This is a genomic window from Haloarcula halophila (genome assembly GCF_029278565.1).
Classification (GTDB): Archaea; Halobacteriota; Halobacteria; order Halobacteriales; family Haloarculaceae; genus Haloarcula; species Haloarcula halophila.
Genome location: NZ_CP119559.1, coordinates 517,626 through 533,532 on the forward strand (window position 1 = coordinate 517,626; position 15,907 = coordinate 533,532).

General features: G+C 64.8%; 21 protein-coding genes. 16 read left to right on the forward strand and 5 right to left on the reverse strand.

What is annotated here, in order from left to right; translation table 11 throughout:
• Positions 1-45 precede the first annotated feature (45 nt).
• The 3 genes from P0204_RS02735 to P0204_RS02745 are packed head-to-tail and all read right to left on the reverse strand — an operon-like array spanning position 46 to position 2,174.
• Complete coding sequence (locus tag P0204_RS02735; RefSeq protein ID WP_276221447.1) at positions 46-363, reverse strand: DUF8060 family membrane protein; 318 nt, start codon at positions 361-363, stop codon at positions 46-48.
• On the reverse strand, positions 360-1,370 hold the full coding sequence (locus P0204_RS02740; RefSeq protein ID WP_276221449.1) for a DUF7490 domain-containing protein: 1,011 nt from the start codon (positions 1,368-1,370) through the stop codon (positions 360-362). Before P0204_RS02740 ends, P0204_RS02735 begins: the two co-directional genes overlap by 4 nt.
• A 51-nt stretch (positions 1,371-1,421) precedes the next feature.
• Complete coding sequence (locus tag P0204_RS02745) at positions 1,422-2,174, reverse strand: DUF2797 domain-containing protein (RefSeq protein ID WP_276221451.1); 753 nt, start codon at positions 2,172-2,174, stop codon at positions 1,422-1,424.
• Between the two features lie 76 nt (positions 2,175-2,250).
• Here P0204_RS02745 and P0204_RS02750 point away from each other — a divergent pair, with 76 nt between their 5' ends.
• Positions 2,251-2,706 carry a YbhB/YbcL family Raf kinase inhibitor-like protein gene (locus P0204_RS02750; RefSeq protein WP_276221453.1) on the forward strand — a complete coding sequence of 152 codons (456 nt, stop codon included), beginning with the start codon at positions 2,251-2,253 and terminating at the stop codon, positions 2,704-2,706.
• A 1-nt stretch (position 2,707) separates the two neighbouring features.
• On the opposite strand, the gene P0204_RS02755 is transcribed toward P0204_RS02750, so the two are convergent.
• Positions 2,708-3,634, reverse strand: coding sequence for an NAD-dependent epimerase/dehydratase family protein (locus P0204_RS02755; RefSeq protein WP_276221456.1), 927 nt, complete (start codon positions 3,632-3,634; stop codon positions 2,708-2,710).
• A 91-nt stretch (positions 3,635-3,725) separates the two neighbouring features.
• Here P0204_RS02755 and P0204_RS02760 point away from each other — a divergent pair, with 91 nt between their 5' ends.
• From P0204_RS02760 to P0204_RS02810, 11 genes are all read left to right on the forward strand, one after another.
• A complete protein-coding gene (locus tag P0204_RS02760) occupies positions 3,726-4,367 on the forward strand; it encodes a DsbA family protein (protein WP_276221458.1) in 642 nt (213 codons plus the stop codon).
• On the forward strand, positions 4,364-4,906 hold the full coding sequence (locus tag P0204_RS02765; RefSeq protein WP_276221459.1) for a tRNA (cytidine(56)-2'-O)-methyltransferase: 543 nt from the start codon (positions 4,364-4,366) through the stop codon (positions 4,904-4,906). The genes P0204_RS02760 and P0204_RS02765 overlap by 4 nt, the downstream gene beginning before the upstream one ends.
• A 52-nt stretch (positions 4,907-4,958) precedes the next feature.
• The gene (locus tag P0204_RS02770; RefSeq protein ID WP_276221461.1) at positions 4,959-5,390 is read left to right on the forward strand and encodes a hypothetical protein; all 432 of its coding nucleotides are present in this window, start codon (positions 4,959-4,961) and stop codon (positions 5,388-5,390) included.
• Positions 5,391-5,439: 49 nt separating this feature from the next.
• Positions 5,440-5,637, forward strand: a complete 198-nt coding sequence (locus P0204_RS02775) for a hypothetical protein (protein ID WP_276221463.1) — start codon at positions 5,440-5,442, stop codon at positions 5,635-5,637.
• Positions 5,638-5,740: 103 nt separating this feature from the next.
• On the forward strand, positions 5,741-6,268 hold the full coding sequence (gene tfe / locus P0204_RS02780; RefSeq protein ID WP_276221465.1) for a transcription factor E: 528 nt from the start codon (positions 5,741-5,743) through the stop codon (positions 6,266-6,268).
• Positions 6,268-6,939 carry a DUF2110 family protein gene (locus P0204_RS02785; protein ID WP_276221467.1) on the forward strand — a complete coding sequence of 224 codons (672 nt, stop codon included), beginning with the start codon at positions 6,268-6,270 and terminating at the stop codon, positions 6,937-6,939. The genes tfe and P0204_RS02785 overlap by 1 nt, the downstream gene beginning before the upstream one ends.
• A gap of 4 nt (positions 6,940-6,943) precedes the next feature.
• Positions 6,944-7,723 carry a DUF5803 family protein gene (locus P0204_RS02790; protein WP_276221469.1) on the forward strand — a complete coding sequence of 260 codons (780 nt, stop codon included), beginning with the start codon at positions 6,944-6,946 and terminating at the stop codon, positions 7,721-7,723.
• Between the two features lie 57 nt (positions 7,724-7,780).
• Positions 7,781-8,467: a competence/damage-inducible protein A gene (locus P0204_RS02795; protein WP_276221471.1), complete on the forward strand. Its 687-nt coding sequence runs from the start codon at positions 7,781-7,783 to the stop codon at positions 8,465-8,467.
• A gap of 208 nt (positions 8,468-8,675) precedes the next feature.
• The gene (locus P0204_RS02800) at positions 8,676-9,749 is read left to right on the forward strand and encodes an ATP-NAD kinase family protein (RefSeq protein ID WP_276221473.1); all 1,074 of its coding nucleotides are present in this window, start codon (positions 8,676-8,678) and stop codon (positions 9,747-9,749) included.
• A gap of 105 nt (positions 9,750-9,854) precedes the next feature.
• A complete protein-coding gene (locus P0204_RS02805; protein ID WP_276221475.1) occupies positions 9,855-10,889 on the forward strand; it encodes a phosphate uptake regulator PhoU in 1,035 nt (344 codons plus the stop codon).
• Positions 10,890-10,974: 85 nt separating this feature from the next.
• The gene (locus tag P0204_RS02810) at positions 10,975-12,135 is read left to right on the forward strand and encodes an HNH endonuclease (RefSeq protein ID WP_276221477.1); all 1,161 of its coding nucleotides are present in this window, start codon (positions 10,975-10,977) and stop codon (positions 12,133-12,135) included.
• 716 nt (positions 12,136-12,851) lie between these two features.
• On the opposite strand, the gene P0204_RS02815 is transcribed toward P0204_RS02810, so the two are convergent.
• Positions 12,852-13,991 carry an LEA/WHy family protein gene (locus P0204_RS02815; protein ID WP_276221478.1) on the reverse strand — a complete coding sequence of 380 codons (1,140 nt, stop codon included), beginning with the start codon at positions 13,989-13,991 and terminating at the stop codon, positions 12,852-12,854.
• Positions 13,992-14,072: 81 nt separating this feature from the next.
• Between P0204_RS02815 and P0204_RS02820 the strand changes: the two genes are divergently transcribed.
• The 4 genes from P0204_RS02820 (at position 14,073) to P0204_RS02835 (ending at position 15,891) form a co-directional block, all read left to right on the forward strand.
• A complete protein-coding gene (locus P0204_RS02820) occupies positions 14,073-14,303 on the forward strand; it encodes a DUF7525 family protein (protein WP_276221480.1) in 231 nt (76 codons plus the stop codon).
• A 79-nt stretch (positions 14,304-14,382) separates the two neighbouring features.
• Complete coding sequence (locus P0204_RS02825; RefSeq protein ID WP_276221482.1) at positions 14,383-14,607, forward strand: DUF7123 family protein; 225 nt, start codon at positions 14,383-14,385, stop codon at positions 14,605-14,607.
• A gap of 37 nt (positions 14,608-14,644) precedes the next feature.
• The gene (locus tag P0204_RS02830; RefSeq protein WP_276221484.1) at positions 14,645-15,076 is read left to right on the forward strand and encodes an SRPBCC family protein; all 432 of its coding nucleotides are present in this window, start codon (positions 14,645-14,647) and stop codon (positions 15,074-15,076) included.
• Positions 15,073-15,891, forward strand: a complete 819-nt coding sequence (locus P0204_RS02835) for a carbon-nitrogen family hydrolase (protein WP_276221485.1) — start codon at positions 15,073-15,075, stop codon at positions 15,889-15,891. Before P0204_RS02830 ends, P0204_RS02835 begins: the two co-directional genes overlap by 4 nt.
• Positions 15,892-15,907 lie beyond the last annotated feature (16 nt).

Sequence of the window (15,907 nt, forward strand, 5' to 3'; positions counted from 1 at the left end):
ACGCGGGTTCGGTAGGGCCGCGGAAAAGGGTTGTCGTCTCCGTCCTCAGGCGAGGCGACGGACGAGCAGCGAGATGCCGGTCGCGGCGACCAGCACCACCACGAGGTTGAAGCCAGCCCGGAACAGCGGTCGGTACCGCCGGGTGACGAACTCGTTGACCGCGGCCGAGGCCGCGAAGTAGAACTGCAACGAGGCGACGAGCGCGATGAGGACGAGTATCCCGAACGCGGCCCACTGCGCGTAGACGGCGATCGATCGGCCGCCGTCGTCAGTCTCCGGCGTGTGGTCCGGCGACGGTTCGGGGATCTCGGGGCTGGCGGGCGGTTCGGTCGTGTCGTCGGTGTCGGATGGGGTGTCGGTCATACGTTCCTCCGTGCGAGAGCGAGCGCCGCGACGAGGGCCGCGGCCAGCGCCGCGACCGCGGTGAAGCCGGGGCCGCTACCGGACGTGAACGTCGGTTCGTCCGTCGCTCGTGGCATCCCCGTCTGTTGCTCCTCGAAGTCGCCGGACTGGAAGCCGGTGTCACGGCGAGTGACGTTCTCTTCGAGGACCTCCGTCGGGTCGAGGTTCGCCGGCGCACTCTCGGTGGCGATGATGACGCCGTCGGACTGGAGGATGCCGTCGAGCCAGTAGTTGTAGCCGTCGGGAACCGTCAGTTCGGTACTGACGGTCGTCGTCCGTCCGGGCCTGATCTGCCCGACCCGGATCGTCGCTTCGTCGGCGATGACGTTGGACTCGGCCTGGCGAGCCCGCAGGCGCAACTGGAGGTCCCCGGCCGGTTCGTCGCCGGTGTTCGTCAGGAACACCGAGACGTTCATCGTCGTCCGGTTGTCCTCGACCGACTCGATCCGGTAGGAGATCGCCCGCAGTGGGACGTCGGCGTTCTCGAACTCCTGGAAGGAGACGGTACTCTTCGCGTACGACGGGGTCAGCGCGTCGACGTTGCGGACGGTCGTCCGGCCGAACGTCCGGCGCTGTTCGTCGGCGTAGACGATCGTCTCGATGCGGTAGTCCCCCTGTCGTTCGACCGTGAGGTTCGTCAGGACCTGGATCTCGCGGTCGCCGCTGACGTTCCCGAGCGACTGCCGCGTCCGCGTGGCGACCAGGCCGGTGTCGGCGTCGATCGCTCGCGTCTCGACGGTGACGTTGCGTGCGGTTCCACCACGGTGTTCGAGCCGCGAGTCGAGCGAGAGCGTGACGGTCTCACCGCCCACGTTCCGCGCGTCGATCGTCGTCTCCCGGAGGTCCAGCCTACTGGGCCGGACGTCCTCTTCGGGTTCCGAGAACGCGCCGGGGGTCGCAAGCAGCGAACCCAGGATCGCGAGCGACAGCAGGAGGGCGAGGGCGGCCAGTGTGAGTTCGCGTCGCACAGCGGAACTGCCACAGGGGTGTGGTAAGTATCTTGTGACTGAGATGACGGATCAGAACGCGCCGAGGCTCGACTGGAGGTCCCTGTCGGCACTCCCCTCGTCGAGTTCGCAGCCGACCAGATCCCGGAGGTTCACCGCGTACGTGCTCCCGTTGTTCGAGAGGACGGCGACCCGGCCTTTCGTCCCGCGGACCGTCCCCGTCGCGAGCGTCTCGGCGAGGGGGCGGTCCGCCAGGTCGAGACCGTAGTCGAAGTCGTACGTTTCGATGGGCGCGAACCGCTCCAGCAGCGACTTCCACCACCGCTCGTCGACGCTGTCCGCGAGCCCGTCGATCTTCGTCGGGACCCGAACGCGGTCGCCGAGATCCGTCGCGATGTCGGCTTCGACCTGTCTGGCGATGCGTCCGTCGGCCACCGTCCGGAGGTGGGCGGCGCGGTCGGCCCCCTGCTCTCTGAGCCGGGTCTCCAGCCGCCAGGAGCGGGTCACGCCGACTTTCACGACGTCCGGCGCGAACGCCGCCAGGTAGACTGCGTGTTCCTCCTCGCAGGCGTCCAGTGGCTTGTCGCAGTCGCCGGTACACCGCGCGCAGGGCCACCTGTCGGTGTGTTCCGGACAGTACGGTGCGGTGTCGTTGGCACACGGATAGTGGACCTCGCCGTCGACGGTGCCGGCACAGTGGCGTGACCCGAGGGTGTAGGAGAGTTCGGTCCCGGGAACGAGCGGGCGCAGTTCGACGGTGCGCTCCTCGGCGAGAACGAGCGCTGCCGGGTCGGTGTCACGGGGCCGATAGCCGACGACTTGCACGGGAGCGGGTTGGGGATACCCGCTCAAAGGCGTACCGGGACGAGTCTTTTGTCGGTGGAGAAATATATGCTCACACATGGCAGACCTCTCGTTGACCAGCCCGGCCTTCGAGGACGGTGAACGAATCCCCCGCGAACACGGGTACACCGAGGCGAACACGAACCCTCCACTGGACATCGACGGAGTCCCCGGCGACGCCCTCTCGCTCGCGTTGGTCGTCGACGATCCCGACGCGGAGGAGCCAGCCGGGAAGGTGTGGGATCACTGGGTCGTCTGGAACGTCGCACCCGACACCGAACACATCCCCGAAGGCTGGTCGGCCGAGGACGTAAGCGAGGGGCAGAACGATTACGGCGAGACCGGCTGGGGCGGCCCCAACCCACCGGAGCGGGAACACACCTACCGGTTCCTGCTGTACGCCCTGGATACGAAGCTCGGACTGTCACCGAACGCCACGAAAGACGACCTCTACGATGCAGCCGGCGGCCACGTGCTCGACAAGGCCAAACTCCACGGCACCTACGCGCCCTGAGCTACAACTCGTCGAGTAGCTCCGCCGTCGCCTGCCGGACCGCGTCGTCGCTGGATTGGGCCGGTTCCCACCCCAGGCCGGCGAGTTTCTCCACCGAGAGACGCATCCGGGGCACGTCCCCCGTCCAGCCACGGTCCCCGCCGGTGTACTCCCGGCCGGGGTCGATGCCCATCTCGTCGGCGACGATGTCGGCGATCCGGTCGACCGACGTGGTGGTCCGGGTCCCGAGGTTGAAGACGTTGTGTGCTCCGTCGGCGTGTTCGACAGCGTACACCATCGCGTCGAGACACTCCGAGACGTGCATGTAGGACTTCTCTTGTCGACCGTCGCCCAGGATCGTCAGCGACGTGGGGTCCTCGCGGAGCTTCTCGACGAAGTCCGGGATGACAGCCCCACGAAGCCGCGGCCCGACGATGTTGGCGAAGCGGAACACCCACGACTGGATGTCGTGGCTGTGGGCGTACGTCGAGATGAGTGACTCCTCGGCGAGTTTCGTCGCCCCGTAGACGCTGATCGGCTCCAGCGGGGCGTAGTCCTCCGGCGTCGGCCGCGGCGCTTCGCCGTAGACCGTCGAGGAGGAAGTGAACACCAGCCGTTCGACACCGACCGCGTCCATCCGTTCGAGGACGTTGTAGGTCATCTCGCTGTTGTCCTCGAACTGCCGGCGGGGCGTGTCCGTGTCGACCAGTTTCGACGCGGCCAGATGGACGACGAGATCGGTGTCCGGGGTGATCGCTTCGGCGACGACCGACTCGTCGGTGAGCGATCCCTCGACGACGGTCGCCTCGTCGGCGACCCACTCGAAGTTCCCGTTCGAGCCGTCGTCGACGACAGTGATGGTGTTGTCTTCGAGGAGCCGTTCCACGAGGTGTGAGCCGATGAATCCCGCGCCGCCAGTGACGACGATCCGGCTGTCAGAGAGGTCCATACCGACGCCAGACCGCACTACGGAAATAAGATTCCGGTCTCGGCGGAGGGCGTGACAGAATGGTTTTATGCCTTCCGGAGAGAGGATGGGTATGAACAGGTCGACACGACGCGGTTTTCTAGCCGCTAGCGTCGGCGTCGTCGGGCTGACTGCCGGGTGTCTCTCGGGCTCCGGCGGCTCCCCGTCGGTGCCGACCGCCGAGGGCCAACCCCTCCCGGCCCCGGTAGCTGGCGACGCCGACGCGGACGTGACCGTCGAAGTCTACGAGGACTACGCCTGCCCACACTGCCGGACGTTCTCGCTCGACGTCTATCCGCAGATCCAGACGAACTACATCTCGGACGGGTCGATCGAGTACGTCTTCAACGACTTCCCGATTCCCGTCGACGATGCGGTCTCCTGGGAGGCAGCGAGCGCGGCCCGGGCGGTCCAGGACCGTGCCGGCGACGAGGCCTTCTTCACGTACAACAAACGGCTGTTCGATAACCAGAACCGCCTCGGACCGTCGGTGTACGCGGAGTTGGCCGAGGGTCTCGACGTCGACGGCGAGACGATCCGGGAGGAAGGCGTCGGCGAGGCCTACCGACCGACAGTCTCCGACGACCGGTCCGCGGGCCGCGAACGCGGCGTCAGCGGGACGCCGACCGTCTTCGTCGACGGCGAGTCCGTCCAGTGGAGCGAGGTCGCCTTCGGCCCCGTCCAGGAGGCGATCGACGCGGCCCTGAACGGATGAACGACGACCACGACGTGACGGTCCTCCGGTTGGGCCACCGCCCCGGCCGGGACGAGCGGATGACGACCCACGTCGGGTTGACCGCTCGCGCGCTTGGCGCCGACCGTGTCATCATGGCCGGCTCCGCCCGCGGTCGGACGGATACCATCGTCGACATCACCGAGCGGTTCGGCGGCCCCTTCGCCGTCGAGACGACAGAGGAACCCAAACGGACCATCCGCGATTTCGAGGGGCGGGTCGTCCATCTGACGATGTACGGCGAACCGATCCAGGACGTCGTCGACGACGTGCGAGCCGACCACGGGACCGGTCCGCTGCTGGTGGTCGTCGGCGCCGAGAAGGTTCCTTTCGAGGTGTACGAACACGCCGACTACAACGTCGGTGTGACCAACCAACCACACTCCGAGGTGGCGTCGTTGGCCGTCTTCCTCGACCGGCTGTTCGAGGGCCGGGAACTCGACCGCGAGTGGGATGACCCCGACCGCGTCGTCGTCCCCAAAGCGACGGGGAAGAAAGTCGTCGAGCCCGACGACGAGTGATCGGGACGGAATACTTTTCACCTCACGTAGCGGTTGTGAGACCACTCCGCCGATGCTCCTCGACTCCCTCCAAACGGTCGGATTCGCCGTCTGCGGGACGTTCACGCTCGTGCTCGGACTCGTCCACTTCGTCATGCCCCGGTTGCTGGATTTCGACGGCGCGATCCCGACCGACGGCGGCCCGCTGAAGCCGCTGCATCTCGGCGTGGTTACCTACCAGACCAAACGTTCGGATATCCGCGGGATCGCCCAGATCATGAACCACGCTGCCAGTTACACGCTGGTGACAATCGGTGTGCTGGACCTGTTGGCGAGTCGTTGGCTCGGGACGCGGTTCGCCCCGTACCTCCTCGTGTGGATCGCCGGCTGGTGGTTCCTCCGGGCAGTGACACAGCGCCACATGGGCTCGCGACCGGGCGATTGGCTGGTCGCCGGCGGGTTCACGCTGCTCGGGCTGTTCCATCTGGCGGCCGCGGTGTGGTGACGCCACCGGACCGGGCCAGCAAAGTAGGCCCATCACGAATCACCTGCCAGTGCTCGACCGACTCACGTCGCCGACCTCGCGGGTCGTTCCCGTCCTCGGGACGCTGTACCTCGGCTATCTGGCGACCCAGCCACCGCCCGCCCGGTGGGTCGGCCTTGGCTGTCTGGCGGTCCTGACGCCGTTCGCTCTCGGGTGGTTCCTGGGCCGATACGCCGGACTCGGGCCGTGGGCCGACACCGAGAGCTGAGCGGTGTCGAGGTCCACACGCAGGCCGCGTTCTCCTCGGCTGCCACCGGGACCCACGCCCTGAGCCGGAGGTTTTAACCACGTGACCCCCCGACAGAAGAGTAATGGCTTTTGAGGACCTCTTGGAGGACCCCGTCATACAGAAATACCTCCACGAGCTTGTCGGACCGAAAGGGATGCCGGTCGCCGCCGCGCCGCCGGACGGCGAAGTGACCGACGAGGAACTGGCCGAGGAGTTGGGCCTGGAACTGAACGACGTGCGCCGGGCGCTGTTTATCCTCTACGAGAACGACCTGGCGTCGTACCGACGGCTCCGGGACGAGGATTCGGGGTGGCTCACCTATCTCTGGACCTTCGAGTACGACGAGATCCCCGAGAAACTCGAAGAGGAGATGCACCGGCTGCTCGACGGACTCGAAGAGCGCCGGCAGTACGAGCGTGACAACGAGTTCTACCTCTGTGAGAACTGTGGCATCCGCTTCGAGTTCGGCGAGGCCATGGAGTTCGGCTTCCAGTGTCCCGAGTGTGGGAACCAGGTCGAGTCCATGGAGAACACCCGGCTCGTCGCCGCCATGGAGACGCGGATCGAGGAACTGCGCGACGAACTGAACGTCGAACACGTGGAAGCCTGATGGTCGTCCTCGGAACGAAAGTGTACGTCGCCGGCGACGCCCGCGATCGCACACTCGATGGACTGCGTGGTATCGTTCAGGACCGGTTCGGCGAACTCGACGTCTCCTTCGACGTGGGCCTCCGGGACGACGAGTTTCCGACGGTGACCGTCGACGGCCCCGACGCGACCGTCGCGCGGAACCTGCTCCGCGAGGAGTTCGGCGAACTCGTCACGACCCACGAGGACGGCGAGACCTACGTCGGGACCCTCGAACAGTGGGACGACGACGGGTTCGTGCTGGACGTCGGCTTCGGCCAGACGGTCCGTATCCCGACCGACGGACTGAACCTCGGCCGGGGCTCACCCGCCCAGATCCGCAAACGGTTCGGGATCGTCCAGCACATGCCGCTGCAGTTCATCGCCGGCGAGGAGCCCCGACTGGCCGACGAGACCGTCGATCGGCTCTACGACTGGTCCCGGGGCAACGACCGGGTCAACGCCAACAGCGTCACTCGGTCGGAAGCCCGCGCGACCGTCAACCGGGCGGGCCACGCACAGGACATCGTGACCGTCGAACGCATCGGGCTCCTCGAACAGAGCATCATCTGTAACCCGGACACTGACGCACCGGGGCTGTTGTCGGATATCGGACAGTACATGCCCTCGGAGTTGCTCGCTGTCGTCCCCTGAGACAATGAACCGCCGCCACCTCGCACTGGTCGCCGTCCTCGCGACGCTCGCGCTGTCGGGCTGTACCGGCCTGTTTGGACCGGAACCGTCCGATCCCGACCGACTGAACCAGAACGCGAGCTACGACTGGGAGACGACCGAGGACGCGACCATCGTCGTCAACCGGTCGTCGTACACGGCTGTCTACGACGTCGAGAACCGGTCGACCTTCGAAGTGTACACGCGGGACGGACTGGGTCGGGAGCGGAGTGTCCCGATCCGTGGGCTGCGGTTCCGCTACGAGAACGGGACCGTGATCGAACCGGCGAACTCGTCGCTGAGTGCCACCGAAGGCAGCCAGCGGACGGAGATCCAGTTCGGGGGGAACGTCTCCGGCGAGGTCGCCTTTTCGGCACCGCGGTCCGGCAAACAGTTCACGACGCCGACGTACGTCGACGGTGGAAGTTACGCCGTCACGCTCCCACCGAACGCCCGGGTCGGCATCCCGCTGCTCTCGCAAGTCAGTCCGGGGAACGCCAACACGACTGTCCCCCCGACCAGCGACCGGATGACCGTCTCGTGGGGCGCTGTCGACGCACAGATGCTCAGCGTCCGGTACTACCTCCAGCGTGATCTGCTGTTGTTCGGCGGTCTGACCGTCGGCGGGATCGTCGTCGCGATCGTCGGCTCCGTCTACTACTACCGCCAGCTCCAGGCGGTCAAGCGTCGCCGTGAAGAGGCCGGGATCGATATCGAAGAGGAGGACGACCCACGGGACCGTGGACCGCCGCCGGGGATGAGATAACCCCTCGGGGAGCGCGCTGTCCGACAGTATTTGTGTCACCCGATCGTACCGGGAGGTATGCGCGTCGCCGTGGTCACCGTCGGGGACGAACTGCTGGCCGGAGACACGGTCAACACGAACGCCGCCTGGCTCGGACAGCAACTCGCACAGCGGGGTGTCACCGTCGAGCGGGCGACGGTCGTTCCCGACAGGACCGCAGATATCGCCCGAGTCGTCAACGAGTACCACGCTGACTACGACGCGGTCGTCGTCACCGGCGGGCTAGGCCCGACCCACGACGACGTGACCATCGAGGGGGTCGCCGCGGCGTTCGGCCAGGAGGTCGTCGAGAGCGAGGAGGCCCTGACCTGGCTCGCGGAACACGGCGGCTACACCCGCGACGATCTGACCGACGGGACCGGTGAGGTCCCCGAGGGTGCGCGGGTCCTGCCGAACCACGAGGGCGTCGCCCCGGGTTGTGTCGTCGAGCGATGTTACGTCCTCCCCGGCGTGCCGGCGGAGATGAAGCGGATGTTCGAGGAGGTCGCCGAGGAGTTCAGCGGCGATCCCGAACACGTGGTCGCCGTCGAGACCAGCGAACCGGAGAGTGCGCTCCTCGATCGGCTCGCAGGCGTCCGCGAACAGTTCCCCACGGTCGGCGTCGGGAGCTACCCCGGCGAGAACGTGACGATCCGGTTCAAGGGGACCGACGAGACGGCCGTCGAGGAAGCCGCAGCGTGGCTCCGCGAGCGCGTCGACCAGTAAGGCCCGTCGGAGCTACCGATAGAGGTACTGGAGCCAGAAGGCAGTCAACAGCAGTCCACCGACGGTGACGACCGCGCCGGCGCCGTTGATTATCCCCGCTTGTACGCCGCTTGCCAACACTGGGAGCATAGCTGGACCAACCAGGCCCGATGGCTTGAATCACACGCTCCCGGTCGCCTTTTGCCGCGGGGCCTCATACCGGGACACGATGCGACGGATCGGTGTCGTGGTCAACCCGATCGCCGGGATGGGCGGCCGCGTCGGACTCAAGGGGACGGACGGGAAAGTCGCGGAGGCACAGCGCCGCGGGGCCGAACCGCGCGCGCCCGACCGGGCACGCGAAGCACTCGAAGCGGTCGACGACACGGACGCCGCCGTGGACCTGCTGACCTACGGGGACCCGATGGGAGAGACGGTGGCCCGCGAGGCCGGGTTCGACCCGACCGTCGTCGGCGAACCCGCAGATCCGGACGCGACGACCGGCGAGGACACGCGGAGTGCCGTTCGGGCCTTCGTCGATACCGGTGTCGACGTGGTGCTGTTCGTCGGGGGCGACGGGACCGCCGTCGACGTGGCGACTGCGATCGACGGCGCTGGTTCCGAGACACCGATGCTCGGCGTGCCGGCGGGAGTGAAGGTCTACTCCTCCGTGTTCGGAGTGACGCCCCGAGCGGCCGGACACATCGTCGCGACGTTCGCCGCCACCGAGCGTGCCGAGGTCAACGACATCGACGAGGACGCCTTCCGCGGCGGCGAGGTGGTGACCGAACTGCGGGCAGTTGCGACGGTCCCGGTCGCCGACCAGCGCCAGTCGGCCAAGCAACGGGGCGGCGGATCGATCGAGACACTGGCCTCGGCCGTCGCCGAGGAGGCCGAGCCGGGCGTCACCTACGTGCTCGGCCCGGGCAGTACCGTCGGTGAGATCAAATCGCGGCTGGGCTTCGACGGGACGGCGCTGGGCGTCGACGTCTGGCGTGACGGCGAGGTGGTGGCCGCGGACGCCAGCGAACAGGAGATTCTGGACGCGCTGGGTGAGGAAAACGTCATCGTCGTCTCGCCGATCGGCGGCCAGGGGTTCGTCTTCGGTCGCGGGAACCAACAGCTCTCCCCGGCGGTGATACGCCGGTCGAGCATCCAGGTCGTCGCGTCGAGCCGGAAGTTAGACGAGATCGGACGTCTCAGGGTCGACACCGGCGACTCAGACCTCGACGAGTCGCTTACCGGGTGGCTCCGCGTCCGTGTCGGTCGGTACCAACAGCGACTCGTCGAGGTCGTCGCCTGACGAACGTATAGGTCTCGCTGTCTCGACTTGCGTGTTTGTATATTGATATCGAGATAAGTGGGTGTATAGTCAAGATTAAGGTTGGCGGCAGTCAACAAAGGGTATATGGAAACGCGGAAAGTCCAACGTCTGGGGCCATCGACGCTCGCGATGACGCTTCCCGCGGAATGGGCGTCGAAACACAACGTCGAGAAGGGCGACGAGGTGTCGCTACGGATGGGTGGCAAGGGCACGCTGACGGTCCTGCCCGAGTCGGTCCAATCGGAAGAATCGCAGGCGACGATCCACGCCGCGGATCTCAACGCCGATGCGGTCGAGCGAGCCATCGTCGCACAGTACGTACTCGGCCGACGGATCATCCACGTCGAAGCCCCGGAGGGGGGCACACTCGATTCGGCACACATCAACGCCGTCTACAACGCCGAGACGCAGTTGATGGGCCTTGGCGTCATCGAGGAGACGCCCGAACGGATCGCGATCCGGTGTTCCGTCGACCCCGAGGATTTCACGCTGAACAATCTGCTGGAACGGCTGGAGTCGACCGGGTCGACGATGCGTAACGAGGCGATCAAATCCCTGGCCCACGGGAACCCCGACCTCGCCCAGCGGGCGCTGAACCGCGAGCGCCAGGCCAACAAGATCTTCGTCCTCCTGCTTCGTCTCATCTTCACGGCCTACCAGAACCCCAACCTCGCCCGGGCGATCGGTCTCGACGACGGGTTCCCGCTGATCGGCTACCGCTCGATCGCCAAGAACCTGGAGTTGACCGCCGACAACGCCGAAGACATCGCGGAGATCGCACTGGAGGCGACCGACCACTCGCTGAACGTCGAGTCCTCGACGATGCGGCGCATCCGGGAGTTCACCGACAAAGTCAACGAGATCAGTGAACTCGCGGTCCAGGCCGCCGTCGAACGGGACTACGACACGGCGATCAAGGTCCGTGAGGAGTACGCCAAGATCGGCGACCGGGAACACGAGATCCTCGACGATCTCCCGGAGATGGACAACGAGTCCCTGCTCCAGATACGAGAGGTGCTGGTCAGCCTCCGACAGACCGCCGAGTACGCCGTCCGAAACGCCGAAATCGCGACGAACCTCGCGCTCAACGAGGAGTCCGAACACACCACGATCGAGTGACTTTCCACCATTGATACCGTTGTATTTTATTCCGAAGCTATAATAAAATAAAGGCCCGTCCCGTCAGCTGTCGGAATCCGTACCTATGGCGGGAAAGCGTTCGCTCTATTTCCAGCACGAGATAAACAGACGATGGGACGACCCTTCGAACTACGGAGAGGCGAGTTCGGCGTACGGCGACGGCCGGTATCCGCCCGATTGGGACGCCCGAAGAGAGGCGGTTTTCGCGTTTCAAAACTACCGATGTGCACGCTGTGACGATTACAAAGGGGACGTAGACAGGTTCGAGTTACACCATCTGGAGTTTCTCTCCGACGGTGGTTCCAATCACCTCGACAATCTCGTCGGGCTGTGTCACCACTGTCACGCGTTGATGCACCCGGACAACGACAACATGAACGGGAACATCGGTGAGGCAGACATGCTTCCCCATCCGGAAGCGGACCCACAGGTCTGTGTCGCTCGGCGACCCGTTTCGGCCGTCGAGTGGAACGATCGGGGCAATGTTATCGCGGTGCTCGAAGCGAAGTCACAGGACCTCGGCGACAACGTGATCAGCCATAACCGGGCCTGTTACCGAGTATCGGAGAGCTATATAACTGAGTTAGCCAGCGATCTCGAAGCTGCGATCGACAAGTACAGTCTCGGGTGTCCGGACGGAAAACGGATGTTGCATCTGAGAGTTCGATCCGACGGAACGGTCGCTGTCCCATCCGATGCCATGGTTACGGTGTCGAAACAGACCGAGTGTGAGACGAAGAGAGTGCCTGGAACCGGATACGTCCGGTTCATCTTTGACCGAACCATCGAGCGATTCGGAATCCGAGTCGACGCGGCCAATCACGAGTCACGGGACACGTATATCGAACCGGAGGGGCGAGACCACGTCATCCAGTATGTGGTACTTGAGCAGACTGGATCGGACGAACCCGTGGAAAACACTGGACAGACAGAGAGAACAGTACCAGAGGCCGACGACGGTACGGCAAGGACGAAAACGTCGTTATCCACACAACCGACAACCGTATCGGCGAACTCCAGTACTGCTGAACCAGCATCCGAGACCCACGCCAAGGGGAGCGCATACGGGGTCTATCAGCGTATTCTCGTCGGTATGGTCGTATGCAGCCTGTGTTTCGCTACGGTGGCGCTGTTACTCGATACTCGGTTGAGCGCCCCTCTCGGTGCCTGGATTGGAGGCGTAGTTATCGGCGGAGTCCTCGGCGCTATTAGTAATCGACTGTAGAGAAAGAATATCAGCGGGCGATTCGTACGACGTTCCGTTCGGCCGATCCCGACTGAACTATCGTAACCATTGAAAATCAATGCACATCCGATCGCACGATAGCAGTGCAATCGGTGTGTACATCGTTTCAATTGTTACTATAGACGTGGGTCACTCCGCAGGAACGCCTATGTAGACTGCGCTCCCTGTGGACACTCCTAATCTCCTCGGTACGGGTGTCGCGTTTACGTCCTTCGTCGTCGCATCGTTCGCGTACTACGGAGACGCCAACCGGCAGGCATTCACTCGCGCAACGATCGTCGTCGTACTCATTTTTGGCGTTTTCACTCTCCAAGTCCCCATTGCTGTCATCGCAGCCTGCGTCGTCTACCTCACCGCGTGGCTCACCGGCTCGGACAGCCCACTCAACGCACCTGACACGCGGATCTTCCCAGTCAAATCGACGACCACCAACGAATCCGACTATAGCGAGTAAGGCGGCGACCTGCGGCTCCGTTGAACTGCTCAGTCGCCCGGTCCTTGGTACGTGGTTTGTTCAGTGATTTACCGAGACTGACCGATTCAAACAGTCGGATGTTCCGGTGTATGACCCGTTCTATGACACCCTGTGAGAACTACTAACTCCGCGCAGTAGATTTTCGTCGATAGCTAACTCACGAGACGCGTCGCTCGTCGGGTGACCATAGGGTACCGGACGAACGGTTCGCCGACGGGACTTAAATAGCGAGAATACCGTCGTCGGTCGTCGAATCGCCAGGTATCGGCGTGACTGTCTCGTTACCCCCGAGTAGTCCGCTCCCGCTGTCGGTACTCGTCACAGTTTCGGTATCGAGGACGCCGTCGTCCGGGGTCCCGGTCGGCGTCGCCGTCCTCGGTTCCTGATCGCCGATATCTCCCTGACTCGATCCGCCTCCGGTCGGATACTCGGCTTTGTTCCCGAAGATATCAGTCTCGATCGACTTCTCGTAGTCGACCGGGTCCAGCGGAATCCGGATCTGGGTTCCCCTGGCCTCCAGAACCAGAGAGAAGTCGATCCGTAGCTGTGTCTGCTGGTTGCGCTGGAGATGGGTGACCCACCACTCGTCTAAGTTCTCGTTCTCGATAGCGGCCCGAGCGTCGATGGTCTCGGTCTCGCCGGGGCGAATGACGTAATTGGCGGTCGTCTCGCCGGACCCGACCTCGACGTCGTTCATCGAGACGGTGTAGCCGATCCGCGAGACGGTGTAGGGGAGCGACTTGGGGTTGTGGACGGTGAATGCGAGGTCCATCGGCGACTGCTGGCGGGTCAGGTTGGGTCGGTCCCAGGTGCCACGCGTCTCGTTGATATAGAGGACTGGATCGGAGACCAACGGTACGTTCGCGTCGACTGGCCGGGTCTCTGTGCTGTTGAACTGCCCGATGATGTCGGTCTCGATAGAATCCCCCTGTGTGACCGACAGCGATCGACCCAGGGTCGAGGACCGGACTTCGCCGTCGATCTCGACCTGGGTCCGTTCACCGTTCTCGACGTGCGTGTACCACCACGCGGGGACCTGCCCGTTGTCCATCTCCGTGGTAAACGCGAGCGTCGACCGGCCCGTACCGAGTTGCAACCCCTCACGTCCGCCCGCGGCGATCGGGACACCGTTCATCCGGACCGAGTAGTCGACCGACGCCCCGCCCAGTCGGACACCGATCGGGTTCGGGTTCTCTATCACCAGCTCCGTCCCGATGGTCGTCGTCTCCTCGGAAACCCCCGTAAATCGGTTCTCGACGGCTGTGAAGGAAGGTGCGCCGAGGACGCCGATGTATACCCCAGTTGCCAACAACACGGCCAACCCGACACCGACGACCGCGACCGCACGTGTCCGTCTCATCGTCCACTCCTCTCGTGGCGGTCGACATATGTCCTGTGGCCGGCCCGAATGAACTAAGTGGCCGACGGCGAATGCTCCGGTATGGCTTCAACGGACGCAGAGACCGACATGGGACTCGGGCTCGGACTCGTCTTCGGGCTCGTCGCGGTCGGTGCAGCGTTGCTGACGACAGTCAACGGGTACACGTACGCCACACGAACCGCGCAGGGGCTCGAAGCGACGGGGCTCCAGGTCTCCAGTGGCGTCGCCTTCGGTGTCGCCATGCTCGCCGCCGGGCTCGCTATCGTCGCCGTCCACGTCTTCGACGGCTGACGACCGAGCCGACGACAGCTGTTCTCGCAGACGATACGGAGAAAGGAATCGTTAAATCGATCCGTCACGTAGTTCGGATATGACCGATTTCAGCGAAGAGGACCGACGCATCCTCGAGCATCTCCGGGACAGCGTCTCGCGGGGTGAGAGTTACTTCCGCGCCAAGAACATCGCTGAGTCGATCGGTCTCTCCGCCAAACAGGTCGGTGCACGACTGCCGCGGCTCGCGGAAGAGGCCGACGAAGTCGACATCGAGAAGTGGGGCCGCGCCCGGTCGACGACCTGGCGCGTGACCACCAGTTAGTCGGTGGATTCATTCGGGAGTAGTTCGGAGTCCCTATATGACCGTCCGGGTCGAGCAGACCATCAGAGTGTCGGCGCCCCCCGAACGCGTCTGGGAGTTTATCGCCGACCCGGAGAAACGTGCCCGTTCGATCAGCGTCGTTACCGACTGGGAAGACCGCGGTGACGGGACCTCGACGTGGTTCCTGCGGCTTCCGATCCCCGTCATCAACAGGACCGTCACGGTCGACACGGAGGACGTCGAGCGACGACCGCCGGAGTACGTCCGGTTCGTCGGGAAGTCGAAGGTGATGCGCGTCCAGGGCGAACACGAACTGGAGGCGACCGAGGACGGCGGGACGGCGCTACACAACCGTTTCGTCGTCGACGGTCGGTTTCCCGGCGTCGAACGCTTCTTCAAACGGAACCTCGGCGACGAGATCGACAACCTAGAAACGGCACTGCGCGAGGACCTCGGAATGGAAGTATGAGGATCGCACTGGCCCAACTGGAGATCGAGGCCGGCGCCGTCGAGCACAACGTCGACAGTGCCATCGAGGCGATCCGGCGTGCGGGCTCGGACGGCACCGATCTGGTCGTCCTCCCGGAGCTGTTCACCGTCGGCTACTTCGCGTTCGATCTGTACGCACGCCACGCAGAGAGCGTCGCGGGCGAGACAATCGGCCGACTCGCCGACGCGGCACGGGACACCGATACGGCGGTGCTGGCCGGCAGTATCGTCGAGGACCTCGCCGCCAGCGCCGCTGACGGCATCGAGGTGCCACAGTCCTCGGGGCTGGCGAACACCTCGGTGTTTCTCGGGCGGGAGGGTGACCGGCGCGGGACCTACCGGAAACACCACCTCTTCGGGTACGATTCGGCCGAATCCTCGCTGTTAGAGCCCGGCGAACGGGTCGATACCGTCGAGTTCGGCGGGTTCACGATCGGGATGACCACCTGCTACGATCTGCGGTTCCCGGGGCTGTACCGCCGACTCGTCGACGAGGGGGCGACCCTGGTCTGTGTCCCGAGCGCCTGGCCGTATCCCCGGGTCGAGCACTGGGAGCTGTTCGGACAGACCAGAGCCGTCGAGAACCAACTGTACGTGGCCGCCGCCAACGGTGTCGGAGCCTTCGACGACGCCGAACTACTGGGCCGATCGACGGTGTACGACCCGTGGGGGACGGTGCTCGCGAGTTCCGCGGACGAACCCGCGCTCGTGACCGCGGACCTCGACCCGGACCGGGTCGAGCGGGTCCGCGATGAGTTCCCGGCGCTGGCCGACCGACGGACGGACTGGGGATAGCTACAGCCGTTCTTTC

What these genes read in the sequence shown, in the direction of transcription:
- P0204_RS02750 (WP_276221453.1), top strand. Translation starts at nt 2,251, where the DNA reads ATGGCAGACCTCTCGTTGACCAGCCCGGCCTTCGAGGACGGTGAACGA.
- P0204_RS02820 (WP_276221480.1), top strand. Translation starts at nt 14,073, where the DNA reads ATGGCTTCAACGGACGCAGAGACCGACATGGGACTCGGGCTCGGACTC.
- P0204_RS02735 (WP_276221447.1), bottom strand. Translation starts at nt 363, where the DNA reads ATGACCGACACCCCATCCGACACCGACGACACGACCGAACCGCCCGCC.
- P0204_RS02805 (WP_276221475.1), top strand. Translation starts at nt 9,855, where the DNA reads ATGGAAACGCGGAAAGTCCAACGTCTGGGGCCATCGACGCTCGCGATG.
- P0204_RS02800 (WP_276221473.1), top strand. Translation starts at nt 8,676, where the DNA reads ATGCGACGGATCGGTGTCGTGGTCAACCCGATCGCCGGGATGGGCGGC.
- P0204_RS02770 (WP_276221461.1), top strand. Translation starts at nt 4,959, where the DNA reads ATGCTCCTCGACTCCCTCCAAACGGTCGGATTCGCCGTCTGCGGGACG.
- P0204_RS02810 (WP_276221477.1), top strand. Translation starts at nt 10,975, where the DNA reads ATGGCGGGAAAGCGTTCGCTCTATTTCCAGCACGAGATAAACAGACGA.
- P0204_RS02785 (WP_276221467.1), top strand. Translation starts at nt 6,268, where the DNA reads ATGGTCGTCCTCGGAACGAAAGTGTACGTCGCCGGCGACGCCCGCGAT.
- P0204_RS02760 (WP_276221458.1), top strand. Translation starts at nt 3,726, where the DNA reads ATGAACAGGTCGACACGACGCGGTTTTCTAGCCGCTAGCGTCGGCGTC.
- P0204_RS02830 (WP_276221484.1), top strand. Translation starts at nt 14,645, where the DNA reads ATGACCGTCCGGGTCGAGCAGACCATCAGAGTGTCGGCGCCCCCCGAA.
- P0204_RS02795 (WP_276221471.1), top strand. Translation starts at nt 7,781, where the DNA reads ATGCGCGTCGCCGTGGTCACCGTCGGGGACGAACTGCTGGCCGGAGAC.
- P0204_RS02825 (WP_276221482.1), top strand. Translation starts at nt 14,383, where the DNA reads ATGACCGATTTCAGCGAAGAGGACCGACGCATCCTCGAGCATCTCCGG.
- P0204_RS02835 (WP_276221485.1), top strand. Translation starts at nt 15,073, where the DNA reads ATGAGGATCGCACTGGCCCAACTGGAGATCGAGGCCGGCGCCGTCGAG.
- P0204_RS02815 (WP_276221478.1), bottom strand. Translation starts at nt 13,991, where the DNA reads ATGAGACGGACACGTGCGGTCGCGGTCGTCGGTGTCGGGTTGGCCGTG.
- P0204_RS02765 (WP_276221459.1), top strand. Translation starts at nt 4,364, where the DNA reads ATGAACGACGACCACGACGTGACGGTCCTCCGGTTGGGCCACCGCCCC.
- P0204_RS02790 (WP_276221469.1), top strand. Translation starts at nt 6,944, where the DNA reads ATGAACCGCCGCCACCTCGCACTGGTCGCCGTCCTCGCGACGCTCGCG.
- P0204_RS02755 (WP_276221456.1), bottom strand. Translation starts at nt 3,634, where the DNA reads ATGGACCTCTCTGACAGCCGGATCGTCGTCACTGGCGGCGCGGGATTC.
- tfe (WP_276221465.1), top strand. Translation starts at nt 5,741, where the DNA reads ATGGCTTTTGAGGACCTCTTGGAGGACCCCGTCATACAGAAATACCTC.